Source organism: Pseudomonas sp. CCI4.2 (assembly GCF_034350045.1).
Taxonomy (GTDB): Bacteria; Pseudomonadota; Gammaproteobacteria; order Pseudomonadales; family Pseudomonadaceae; genus Aquipseudomonas.
In genome coordinates this window covers 1429294-1440597 of sequence record NZ_CP133781.1, presented here as the reverse complement: position 1 = coordinate 1440597, position 11304 = coordinate 1429294, and the positions used below count along the sequence as shown (strand labels likewise).

Annotated in this window: 10 protein-coding genes; all 10 read right to left on the bottom strand. The window is 56.8% G+C overall.

All coding sequences use genetic code 11. The features are described from left to right. Position 1: 1 nt before the first annotated feature. The 10 genes from tssJ to tssB all read right to left on the bottom strand — a co-directional run bounded on the left by tssJ (position 2) and on the right by tssB (position 11297). Complete coding sequence (tssJ, locus tag RHM65_RS06355; RefSeq protein ID WP_322166787.1) at positions 2 to 502, bottom strand: type VI secretion system lipoprotein TssJ; 501 nt, start codon at positions 500 to 502, stop codon at positions 2 to 4. A gap of 5 nt (positions 503 to 507) precedes the next feature. Then, positions 508 to 1647, bottom strand: coding sequence for a type VI secretion system-associated FHA domain protein TagH (gene tagH / locus RHM65_RS06350; RefSeq protein WP_322184504.1), 1140 nt, complete (start codon positions 1645 to 1647; stop codon positions 508 to 510). 16 nt (positions 1648 to 1663) lie between these two features. Then, complete coding sequence (locus RHM65_RS06345) at positions 1664 to 1804, bottom strand: type VI secretion protein (protein WP_322184503.1); 141 nt, start codon at positions 1802 to 1804, stop codon at positions 1664 to 1666. Between the two features lie 67 nt (positions 1805 to 1871). Then, positions 1872 to 3389: a sigma-54 interaction domain-containing protein gene (locus RHM65_RS06340; protein WP_322166790.1), complete on the bottom strand. Its 1518-nt coding sequence runs from the start codon at positions 3387 to 3389 to the stop codon at positions 1872 to 1874. Positions 3390 to 3399: 10 nt separating this feature from the next. Next, positions 3400 to 6003, bottom strand: coding sequence for a type VI secretion system ATPase TssH (tssH, locus tag RHM65_RS06335; RefSeq protein WP_322171286.1), 2604 nt, complete (start codon positions 6001 to 6003; stop codon positions 3400 to 3402). Between the two features lie 6 nt (positions 6004 to 6009). Continuing rightward, positions 6010 to 7017 carry a type VI secretion system baseplate subunit TssG gene (tssG, locus tag RHM65_RS06330; RefSeq protein ID WP_322184502.1) on the bottom strand — a complete coding sequence of 336 codons (1008 nt, stop codon included), beginning with the start codon at positions 7015 to 7017 and terminating at the stop codon, positions 6010 to 6012. After that, positions 6981 to 8762, bottom strand: coding sequence for a type VI secretion system baseplate subunit TssF (tssF, locus tag RHM65_RS06325; RefSeq protein WP_322166792.1), 1782 nt, complete (start codon positions 8760 to 8762; stop codon positions 6981 to 6983). The genes tssG and tssF overlap by 37 nt, the downstream gene beginning before the upstream one ends. Positions 8763 to 8868: 106 nt before the next feature. Then, positions 8869 to 9273, bottom strand: a complete 405-nt coding sequence (tssE, locus tag RHM65_RS06320; RefSeq protein ID WP_322166793.1) for a type VI secretion system baseplate subunit TssE — start codon at positions 9271 to 9273, stop codon at positions 8869 to 8871. A 14-nt stretch (positions 9274 to 9287) separates the two neighbouring features. Further along, positions 9288 to 10763 (bottom strand): type VI secretion system contractile sheath large subunit, encoded by a 1476-nt coding sequence (gene tssC / locus RHM65_RS06315; RefSeq protein ID WP_322166794.1) that lies wholly within the window; start codon positions 10761 to 10763, stop codon positions 9288 to 9290. A gap of 27 nt (positions 10764 to 10790) precedes the next feature. Next, positions 10791 to 11297, bottom strand: coding sequence for a type VI secretion system contractile sheath small subunit (gene tssB, locus RHM65_RS06310; RefSeq protein ID WP_322166795.1), 507 nt, complete (start codon positions 11295 to 11297; stop codon positions 10791 to 10793). Between the last annotated feature and the right edge of the window lie 7 nt (positions 11298 to 11304).

Sequence of the window (11304 nt, the reverse complement as noted above, 5' to 3'; positions counted from 1 at the left end):
GTCAGTCTCCTGCTGTGTTGAATGAGGCTAAGGCGTTATGGATGCCCGCTTGGTCCAGGCGCAAGGTTGCGTGGGTGCGTTCGGTAGGCGTCAGTTGAACCACGTAGCGCCACTTGGTTTCTGGCAGGTCGCGGTAGGCAGCGAGAACGCCGACGTAACGGCTGCCGCTGTCGACGCTGAGCTTGAGGTCGAGGCTTTCGCCGGGTCGTAATTCAAGCTCTTCGCTGGTCACCAGGTCCGGGGTCAGGGTTTCTTTCGGGCGTTCGTACAGGCTGAAGAAGTCTGCGTTTTCGAAGGCCACGGGATTTTTCAGCTCGATCAAGCGCACGACAATCGGAGAGGGGCGCCCATTCAAGTCCGGGTTGAGCTGGTCACTGGCGGTCAGCGTCAAATCCAGCTTGGTCAGCGTGGAATACGGTGACAGCGTCGAACAACCGGCCAACAGCAACAGGGCCGCAAGAACTGAAAGGGCTTTGAAACGAGAAACGTGAGAGCAGGACATGTGCGTCATCCTTGAGGGTCGGTGTGAAGGCTGTCGACTAGACGAACCTGTTCTTCATAGGCTTGGGCGAAGTCGCGGGCCAACAGGCGTTCGCTCCAGTCATCGTCTTGGCCAAGCGCCTGGTGATAACGCCCATAAGCACGCCACAAACCGCCGTCGGTGGAGAACAAAGGCCGGTGCCCGTCGCGCTCAAGGCGCAACGCCAAGTGTGGCGGTGAGAAGTGCTCCAAGGTGCTGCGCAAGGCGGCGCGGCTGGCGCTGAGCATGGCCACTTGGTGGGCTTGCAAGTCATTGAACGAGCGATTGATCGAACGCTCGGCATGCGCGCGTGATTGCGGGTCAAGCAGCAGCCCTTTCACTGCATCGCTGGCGGTGGCCGCGTGTTTGATCGGGTTTTGCCGCGTGTACTGTCCAGTGGTCAGTGCCAGGCGCAGTTCGTTTTTCAACTCCGTGCGCGTGCGCAGGCTTTGCTGCAAATTGTCGATGCTGAGCTTAAACAGGCGGGCCGTTTCCACCGCCAACGCTTCGCGACTAGCTTGGTCGAGGTTATCCACGTTCAGGCCGAGCGCTTGGGCTAAACGCTGCCAGAAGGCCTCGTTTGGATCGGGTAACGGAGTGGGTTCAGGGATCGCTTCGGGCTCTGGCGTCGGCGGCACCAGCGTCGGCACGATCAAGTGCTCACGCTGGATTGGCGCGTAATCCGCGCACTGTTGCGGTTCGAGAGCCGGCGTGTGCAAGGCGGACGGTTGTTCTACAGCAGCCATGGGCAACTGGCCGAAATTGACATCCTCCGGAATGATCAGCGAATTGGACTCAGCACTTTTGCGTATCACCTGTGCCCGAATGTCGAAGGGTCCAATCACGTACATGGCACCGTGGTCGATGCGCACAGTGGTGTCTTTCACCACGCGCTCACCGGTGGCTTTCAGGCGTACACCATTGGTGCTGATATCGCGCAGGAAAAAGTGGCTGCCGTTAAAGCTGATATGCGCGTGTTCGCGAGATACTTGGCTGCTGGGGTCGACGATCACCCAATCGGAGAACGCCTGACGGCCAATCGCGCCGCCCCTGGGCTCAAACACACAGCGCAATTGCTGCGAAGGCGCAGCGTGTTCGGTGTTCACTATTTCCAAAATCAATTGCATGTTGTGCTCCTTGCAGTCATTTGCCGCGGTTAACCACCTGAGGGTCACCGAGGGGACGATAAGTGTCGTCGCTGAATTTGTAGTTGCCGCCACAGCCGCCGAGGCAGCATGAAACGATCAGCGTCAGCAGGATTGCTGGCCATTGACGAACGAACATCGGTAGGTCTCCACGGTGTGCAGGCGGTGCTGCAAGGAAAGGGTTAAGTGAGGTCGACATAGAGCGCTCAGAGCGAAACATCGCTAGAGCGAATATTCAGGCGTTCCATGCGGTACAGCAGCGTGCGGCGCGCCAACCCGAGCTGGCGGGCAGCCACGGTTTGATTGCCACCCGTTTTGCGCAGGCAATCGAGCAACAGGCCCCGCTCGATCTGCTCCAGACGAGGGCGCAGGTTCAAGCTGCTATCGCTGGGTTCCAGGTCGCGACGCAACACGAAATGTTCGGGGAGTAGTACGTCGCCGTCGCAGAGCAAAATCGCTCGTTCGACCAACGCCTTGAGTTCGCGAACATTGCCGGGAAAGGCGTATTGGCAGAGTTGGTCAAAGGCCCCATCGGACCACTTCACTGGGTCACGCTTGAGAAAGGTGCAGGCGTGATCGGCGAAATGGCGCGCCAGGTCCAGCGCGTCGCCTCCTCGATCACGCAGGGCGGGCAGCTCGATAGGAAATTGCGCGAGACGGTAATACAAGTCCTCGCGAAAACGCCCGGCGGCCACCTGTGCCACAAGGTCGCGGTGAGTGGCGGCGATGATCCGGACGTCGATTTTGTGAGTGTCATTGGAGCCCAACGGACGGACTTCGCCCTCCTGCAACACACGCAACAGCTTGGCTTGCAGTGACAGAGGCATGTCGCCGATCTCATCGAGCAATAGCGTTCCACCATCAGCGGCATCGAACAGGCCGACACGGTCACGGTCGGCGCCGGTGAAGGCGCCTTTGCGGTAGCCAAACAGTTCACTTTCCAACAGGCTCTCTGGAAACGCGGCGCAGTTTTGAACGATGAATGCCTTGGATCGACGCGGGCCATTTTCGTGAATAGCCCGAGCAACCACTTCCTTACCGGTCCCGGTTTCGCCCAAGAGAAGGACGGTATAAGGGTTGTTCAGCACTTTGCCCATCAAGCGACAGGTTTCGCGCATGGCTGGGCTTCTGCCAATCAGTCCATAGCCACTGGCCATCGGCACGGCATCGGTCAGCGATGAGGACGTCTCGATGAGGCGCCTCGAACGCTGCAACAGACGCAGTTGCCCGAGCACGAAGGAACCGAATTGCCCCAACGAGTCAGCGAACCCCTGAAGTTCGAGATGCTTGCGGCTAGCGCACACCAACAAACCGCTGACGGCGTTGTGTTGATCAAGCAACGGCACACACAACAACGATTGCCAGGGGCGCGGACCGGCCGGAAGAAACGTCGTCTCTTGCAAGCTGGCGCTCAGGTTGCACAGGCTGACCACCTTGTTCTGACATAACGCGTACTGCAGCAATTGCTCGCCGTCATAGTCCGTCGGCAAGCTGGACGCGGCACGCGGCTGCAACAGCCCCTGCCAGTATTCCGCATTCAAAACGAGACGGGTGTGGGTAGCGTCCAGCAGATACAACTGGCTGATTTCACACGCACTGAGTTCGACCGAAGCTCGTACGAAATCACCTAACAACGTCGCGCCGTCAGCCGCTCTTGAAAGCCGAGCGAATTGCGCCAACAGGTCATGGGCATAACGCAGCGGCTCAGGCACTTGTGAAAACATCACGACCACCTCATGCGAATTCACACGCAACAGCGTCATGCTCGTCCAGGGTAGCGTGGACGCTTTTGAGTGTTTCGCCGCTGGCCATGGCATCGAGCAAGCGGTCCGCCACCAAGGGCAACACATGTGAGTCCAGCAAGTAATCGATAAGACGCGCGCCGCTGTCACTTTGGGTGCAGCGCTGCGCCAAGTGATCGACCAATATCTGAGAATGGCTGAAGCCCAGTTGACGCCGCGCCAGCCGTTCACCCAGACGCTGCAATTTGATCTCGATCAATTCGCGCAGCACCGGGCCGCTGACCGGGTAGTAAGGCACCACCCGCATTCGCGCCAGCAGCGCCGGCTTGAAATGCTGGCTGAGCACTGGTCGAATGCTCTCCTCCAGGACCTCGGCGGTTGGGCGATTGCCGTTGCGACACAACGCCTCGATGCGGTCGCTGGCGAGGTTGGATGTCATCAGGATCAACGTGTTGCGGAAGTCGATTTCACGGCCTTCGCCGTCGTTGACGATGCCTTTGTCGAAGATCTGGTAGAAGAGGTTCAGCACATCGGGGTCGGCTTTTTCCACTTCGTCGAGCAGCACCACTGAATAGGGTTTCTGCCGCACGGCTTCGGTCAGCATGCCGCCTTCGCCATAACCGACATAACCCGGTGGCGCACCGATCAAGCGAGAAACGGTGTGTTTTTCCTGAAACTCGGACATGTTGATGGTGGTGATGAAGCGATCTCCGCCGTACAACAAGTCCGCCAGCACCAGCGCCGTTTCGGTTTTTCCGACGCCACTTGGCCCTACCAGCAAAAACACTCCGACCGGTGCATCAGGCTTGTTCAGCCCGGCTGCGGTGGCGCGCATCGAGCGGTCCAACGCGCTTACAGCTTGGTCTTGACCCCGAATACGTAGCCTTAGGTCACTGGCAAAGGTGCTGACTCGGGTGTTGTGCTCTCGCGCCAATTGCGCGAGCGGCACACCGGTCCAAGCACTGATGACTTCGGCGACTTGACGCGGACACACTTCGAAACTGACCAGCCGCTCGACCGCATGGGCAGCGCTCAAGGCGCCATGAACACTGTGCAGTTCGGTCTCGAGCGCCTTGAGTTCAAGCGCGTTGGCTTCACTTGAATCGCTTTCGCCATCGCGAGCGAGGGCCAATTGCTGGCGCAGCTCAAGCAAGCGCTCAGCCAGTTTTCGTTGCTCATCCCACGATTGTTCTACGATGCGCTGCTCGCCCTCGGCCTCTTCAAGACGGCCTTCCAGCGCGTTTAATGCGTCCAGATCGATGCGTAATCCGACCTCGGCATCCCGACGTAATGCATGGCACTGACGCCCGCCTTCGGCTAATTCACTGCGTAGTTTTTCCAGGCGTTCGGGCGGTGTCGCCAGACTGATGCGCACACGAGCGCAGGCGGTATCGAGTACGTCCACCGCCTTGTCTGGCAGGAGACGGCCCGACAGATAACGCGCGGATAACTCAGCGGCAGCCACAACCGCATCGTCACGTAGATAAATGCCGTGACTCTTCTCATAGATAGGCGCTAACCCGCGCAGTATCGTGATGGCCTCGGTGACTGTCGGCTCATTTAGCCGAACAGGCTGGAAGCGTCGCGCCAGCGCTGGGTCTTTTTCAAAATATTTTTTATATTCAGCCCATGTCGTTGCCGCAATCGTGCGCAACTCACCACGGGCCAGTGCTGGTTTCAATAAGTTGGCGGCATCGGAACCGCCTGCTTGCCCGCCAGCACCGATCAAGGTGTGGGCCTCATCAATGAACAGCGTGATCGGCTTGGGCGACGCTTTGACTTCGTCAATCACGCCCTTAAGGCGCCGTTCGAACTCGCCTTTGACGCTGGCGCCCGCCTGCAACAAACCCATGTCCAGCGACAGCAGTTCGACACCTTTCAAGGCTTGAGGCACTTCGCCTCGGGCGATGCGCAACGCCAGTCCTTCAACGATGGCAGTTTTGCCTACACCGGCTTCGCCGACCACGATGGGGTTGTTTTTCCGACGGCGAGCCAGAATATCGATCATCTGCCGGATCGCGTCGTCGCGGCACAGCACCGGATCGAGCTTGCCTTCCCGTGCCTGCTGGGTGAGGTTGTGGGTGAATCGGGCCAACAGCGACTCGCCGGGGGCAGCGGGTTTTCCAGCCGCTGGCTCTGCTTGTTCAGACAGCGCGAAATCACGCAATCGGTCAGCATTCAATTTAGCCATGAGCGGCTGGTAACGGCTGCCTGCGTAACGCATCGGGTTGCGCAGCAATGCCAGAATCAACGCCGCCTGTCCCACATGACTTTGTCCAAGCTCCAGCGTGGCAACCAGCAACGCGTCTTGCAGCCATTGCACCAGTTCGGGCGCGAACACCGGATTGCGAGAAGCACTCTGTTCATCTCGCGGCTGCAGCGCAGCAGCTAATTCTCCGGCATCGACTTCAGCGTCCAGCAAGGCCCGGCTTAATAAGCCTTGGGGCCGTTCCAGGAGTGCCAGCAACAGGTCTTCAATCAGAATTTTGCTGCCGTTGCGGGCCACGCACCGTTCGGCGGACCCTTCCAGCTCTCGACGGCTTTCAGCGTCCAAGGCCTGGATGAGTTGTTGCAGGTCTACGTTAATCATAATCAGGCGTCCTTAATGAGTTTTGCTGCCGAGGGTGACGATGCCATCGGCATATTCGCGTCCAAGCCAACTGGTCCAGCCGAGGCGGCAGGGGTTCTGTTCGTCGAGGCGCAGCTCGTGAATTTCTTCATGGCGCAGTACCAAACGAATGTCGTAATCGAGGGGGTCGCGCAGGGTGAACCGCACCAGCGCGCACAGCGGCTGATAGCCGGATCCGTTGGGCAGGAAATCGTGGAAGTGTTGCCAATCCAGCTCGCGGATGTGCACGCGGAATTTGCTGCTGCGATCACGCACGTACTCACCCAACACCAGGTCTTCGCCCAAGCGACTGTTCGCCATGCCCAGCCGATTGCGTTGCTCATCGCGAATCCGTACCGAACGCTCGATGCACTGTTCAATGGTCAATTCGGCGTGCTTGAAGTAGTAACGCAAAACGGATTCGATAAGTGCGGCGGAGTGGGCACGCAGGCTGAGCAGACCCAAATAGGGCAATAGGCGCTTCCAGTTCAGCTCGGTAGTCTCGCGTATCGCCTCGCTCCCAAGCCCAATCAGTGCGAAGAGGTTCGCGGAAAATGGGTCCACGGCCCCGAGTTCGAAGCGCGCGTGATAGCGATATTTGCGCCAAGTGGGCAGCAGCAGACGTTGCAACCGATGATGAAACAAGTCGAGGAAATCACGGGTCGAACGCCCCCTTGTACTGTCCTCCTCCGCTTGCTCGCCATAAAAGGCGGGCAGCGGAGAACCGGCGCCTACCAGGCTGATCATGTTTAGACGCACCCGTGCGCGAAGCCTGCCCCGCTCGTTGAAGAACTCCACGCTATCGATGTCGCTGCTGGCAAAACCAAAGCTTGGATTCGCCTGAAACTCCACCAAATCGTAAAGCTGCTCTTCGGTCATTTGGGGGTTGGAGTCGCGCAGCCGTGCCATGACCTGAGGCACGGCCTGAAAAACCGAATATTCGCGTATAGCCAGGCTCAACCCGCTTAAAGCAGGGGTTGCAGGCCCATTCTCGGTGCCCATTGGTACACCTCCCCTTGTGTGCTTTGCACATGTAGTTCGTGGTACGAATTGAGGCTGGCGTAGAGCGCAAAGAACTCGTTGAGAATCGAGGCAAAGAGAAACAAATCGCCTTCGCCGACATAGCTAGTTGGGTCTATCAACAGTTCGGTACGTAAGCCACGGACGGGCAGCCCGCGATGCAACCGATCAACGTGCTGATGGCTGATGGACTTCAGGCCGTCGAGTAGGGTTTTGCTGACGTTGCGGGCTTTTTGGTCGTAATAACGCGGCAGATCGTAGGTTTCGAGAATGACCTTCAGCGCGTTGACGTTGGCCAACGACACGTAGTTCAGGGACATGTTGCTGATCAGCTTCCACAGGAAGTCGCGGTTCAGCGGCGGGGCATAACTGGACGTCGGCACGAGGATGTTGCGGAAGATCAGCGTTTCCGAGGTTTCTTTGCTGTTAGCAATATCGCCAACTTTGAGCCGGCGCGGAAGGTTTTGATTGGTACAGGTCAGGTCCACGGAGACCGTCGAAAAACGATCAATGTCTTGAGTGCCAAAACTCAGGTAAGTATCTACGCCTTCATGGGCCATGGACGGTCGCTGTCGAACGCTGTAATGCGGAGACGCATTACCGCCGTCGAAGCTGGAGTCATGCTCGAAGGACTCAAATGGCACAAAATTATTAACCTTCCCGCCGCCCTCGCTTGCCGCCACGGCGTCAACGGAGAAAACGCCACAGTGACCTCGACTCGATTCATGTGGAAGCAGAAGGTATTCGTCCTCCTTCGCGTCGAAACGGATAGGTACTGCATCGTGCTTGAACAGGTTAACGATGGGCGTGCAATACAACTTTACGTTGTCGACCGTCGGGCGCTGGCGCTCCATACCGTTTTTGGTGATGGAGAACTGCAGCTCGATGCCTGTGGTGCCTTTGAGAATGTCTTCCGACAAGCTTTGAAGAGCATTCAGACCAGAAATATCAACGAATAGAAACTTCTCTTGAAACGCGAAATATTCCTGGAGGTAGCGATAACCACGGAAGGTATTCAGCGGGTAAGGAATCAGTGATTCTTCTTCTGCAAAACCGACAGGCTGGATGCAGTTAGCAGGTAGCGTTAGCACAACATCCTCGCGGCGCTGAGTCAGCAGGCTATCGACGTCATTGCCCAGAAGATGCACCTCAACACCACCCAGATAACGCAGCAAGCTCAGATAAAGCGTCTGGCTAATGTAGGGCATGCCCGCAAAATGCAGCCTGAGACGGCTCAGCTTCAAATCTCCCAGATGGCCATTACCGGAAACTTCCAACCGCAGTGTCAAAAGCGCGCCTTCGCCGTTCTCTGAGTAACTCAAGTCAGCCAGTTTCAGCGCCTGAACTTCAGTGGCATAACACGTACGAAAATTACAGCTCACCCCTTCGACCGGCTTGCCTTTAACTAGGGTATCGCGGGCGGCTATGATCGCCGGGCCCGCTTGAGCCAGCGGCTCAAACTGCAACATGCTGAACGAGGGCAGCGGGCGCATGTAGTTCGGCCACAGCAGGTACATCAGCGAATGCGTCAGCTCGGGCAAATCATCTTCGAGCTTTTCTCTCAAACGCCCCGTCAGAAACGCAAAGCCTTCAAGCAGACGTTCCACGTCGGGATCGCTTCCGCCCTGTCCCAAAAAATGCGCCAACGCCGGATTACGCTCAGCGAAAACACCGCCCAACTGACGTAACGCGTTCAGTTCGCTTTGGTAGTACTGGTTAAAAGACACGGGCGATGAGCTTCCTGCACGAGTGCTGTGTGATTGGGGTAAAGCGTTAGGCGTGCTCCGCTGGAAGGTTCCACGTGGAACACGCTGGTATATGGGTAGAACTTCGTTACTTGACCGTGATGTGTCCGCCACCAGTCAACTTGGCGGACAACAACACCGACGACTTGATGCCATCCACCTCCAACTGGGCTTCAATGGAGAACCCAAGTTTCAGAGGGTTGACGCCATTGGGCGTGGAGACGAGCTGGACTTCGCTGAGGCGCGGTTCGTAGACTTCAATGAAGCGCTTTATGACCTGCGCACCCTGAGTCAAGGCATCGTGGAGGCTCACGCTCATATTGTTCAGATCCGGCATCCCGTAGTCGGGCAGCGCTAGTACGCTGCCCGCACGGGTACTGAGCATTTTAGACAGGTGGGCAGTTACCGAATCCCTGGTGGCTTCCTCGCGGTTTTTGCTTTGCTCGGCAGGAGCTCCACCAAGACGTTCGAAAAGACTGCCGTATGTCGTCATGAACTATGCCCTGCTCACTCTTTTTCCAGCTTGCCGACCAGCGACAAGGTGAAATCTGCGCCCATGTATTTGAAGTGCGGCCGCACGTTCAAACTAACGCGGTACCAGCCAGGTTCGCCTTCAACATCAGTCACGATGACCTGTGCAGCTCGTAGTGGGCGGCGCCCCCTAACATCAGCGCTTGGATTTTCCTGGTCAGCCACGTACTGACGAATCCACTTGTTCAACTCTTGCTCAAGGTCGGTGCGTTCTTTCCAAGAGCCCAGTTGCTCGCGCTGCAACACTTTGATGTAGTGCGCCAGGCGATTGATGATGAACATATACGGCAGCTGCGTGCCGAGCTTGTAATTCAATTCGGCTGTTTTGCCTTCTTCGCTAATGCCGAAAAGTTTGGGTTTTTGCACCGAGCTGGCGGAGAAGAACGCCGCGTTATCGCTGCCTTTACGCATGGTCAGAGAGATAAAACCTTCCTCTGCCAATTCGTACTCGCGGCGATCAGATACCAGCACTTCGGTCGGAATTTTGGTCTCGATTTCACCCATGCTCTGGAAGTGATGCAACGGCAGATCTTCCACGGCGCCGCCGCTTTGGGGACCAATAATGTTCGGACACCAGCGGAATTTAGCGAAGCTGTCGGTGAGTTTGGTGGCGAAGGTATAAGCCGTATTGCCCCACAGATAATGTTCGTGGCTGTTGGCTACATTTTCTTTGTAGACAAAGCTTTTGACCGGATTTTCTTCGGGATCGTAGGGGTTACGCAGCAAGAATCGCGGCACGGTCAGGGCGACATAGCGTGCGTCTTCCTGCACCCGGAAGCTCTGCCATTTGGAAAAGTGCGGGCCTGAAAAGTGGTCCTTGAGGTCTTTTACGTTAGGTAAGCCTGTGAAGCTTTCCAGTCCGAAAAATTGAGGGCCGGCAGCGGCAATAAACGGAGCGTGTGCCATGCACGCAATGCTGGCGACGTACTGCATGGTCTTAACATCTGGCGAGCTGGGCGAGAAGAAGTAGTTGGCAATAATTGCCCCCACTGGCTCACCGCCAAACTGTCCGTATTCAGCCGTGTAGACGTGCTTATAAAGCCCGGATTGATTGATCTCCGGCGAATCTTCGAAGTCGTCCAGCAAGTCTTGCTTGGAAACGTTGAGGATCTCGATTTTGTTGTTTTCGCGGAAGTCGGTGCGATCCACCAGCAATTTCAGCCCACGCCACGACGCTTCCAATGCCTGGAAATCGACATGGTGAAGAATCTCATCCATTTGAAGACTGAGCTTGGCATCGATCTCGGCGATCATGCGATCAACCATCGCCTTCTTGACTGGCTCGCCATCGTTTTGCGGTTTTAGCAACTCTACGATGAACGCCGCCACACCACGCTTGGCAATGCCGTAAGCATCATCACTGGGCGTCAGTTTAGTCTCCGCAATAATCCGGTCGAGAATGCCGCTCTCTGCTGTTTCGGTGGTATTTTGGGATGAAGCTTTGGTGCTCATAATATTGGCTTCCTGTGCGTTAACGGCTTAAGCGTCCGGTTTTGCAGCTGCGTTCATTTCAAGCTCGCCCAGCACTCGGCTGCGCGATTCGTCGTCTTTTAGAACGCTTTCGATTGCTTTGCGAAAAGCCGGCGCATTACCCAATGGCCCTTTCAGAGCGACCAATGCATCACGCAATTCCATCAACTTTTTCAGCTCTGGAATCTGCTCGATCAGGCTGGCCGGGTTGAAATCCTTCATGGAGTCAAAGGCAAGGTTGATCGCCAGTTCATCGGAGCCACCCTCGTCTTGAAGACGGTTCAGTACGCTCAGCGTCATGTTGAGTTTTTGCTTGCTCAGCACCTCGTCGAAGCTGTTTTTGTCGATACTGATGGGCTTGCGGTCTTCAACCTTGCGTTCATCTGCTCGATGGGTGAAATCCCCCAGCACCATCAACTTCAGCGGCAACTCAATCTCCTCCTGAGCGTTACCGGTCGCCGGTTTGAACGTGACGTTGATGCGTTCCTTGGGGGCTATGGAGCCTTCTTTGGCCATGAGTTTT

Excerpts from the sequence above, each read along its gene's own strand:
- tssE (WP_322166793.1), bottom strand. The coding sequence starts at position 9,273 with ATGACGACATACGGCAGTCTTTTCGAACGTCTTGGTGGAGCTCCTGCC.
- tssB (WP_322166795.1), bottom strand. The coding sequence starts at position 11,297 with ATGGCCAAAGAAGGCTCCATAGCCCCCAAGGAACGCATCAACGTCACG.
- tssC (WP_322166794.1), bottom strand. The coding sequence starts at position 10,763 with ATGAGCACCAAAGCTTCATCCCAAAATACCACCGAAACAGCAGAGAGC.
- tssG (WP_322184502.1), bottom strand. The coding sequence starts at position 7,017 with ATGGGCACCGAGAATGGGCCTGCAACCCCTGCTTTAAGCGGGTTGAGC.
- RHM65_RS06345 (WP_322184503.1), bottom strand. The coding sequence starts at position 1,804 with ATGTTCGTTCGTCAATGGCCAGCAATCCTGCTGACGCTGATCGTTTCA.
- RHM65_RS06340 (WP_322166790.1), bottom strand. The coding sequence starts at position 3,389 with ATGTTTTCACAAGTGCCTGAGCCGCTGCGTTATGCCCATGACCTGTTG.
- tssJ (WP_322166787.1), bottom strand. The coding sequence starts at position 502 with ATGTCCTGCTCTCACGTTTCTCGTTTCAAAGCCCTTTCAGTTCTTGCG.
- tagH (WP_322184504.1), bottom strand. The coding sequence starts at position 1,647 with ATGCAATTGATTTTGGAAATAGTGAACACCGAACACGCTGCGCCTTCG.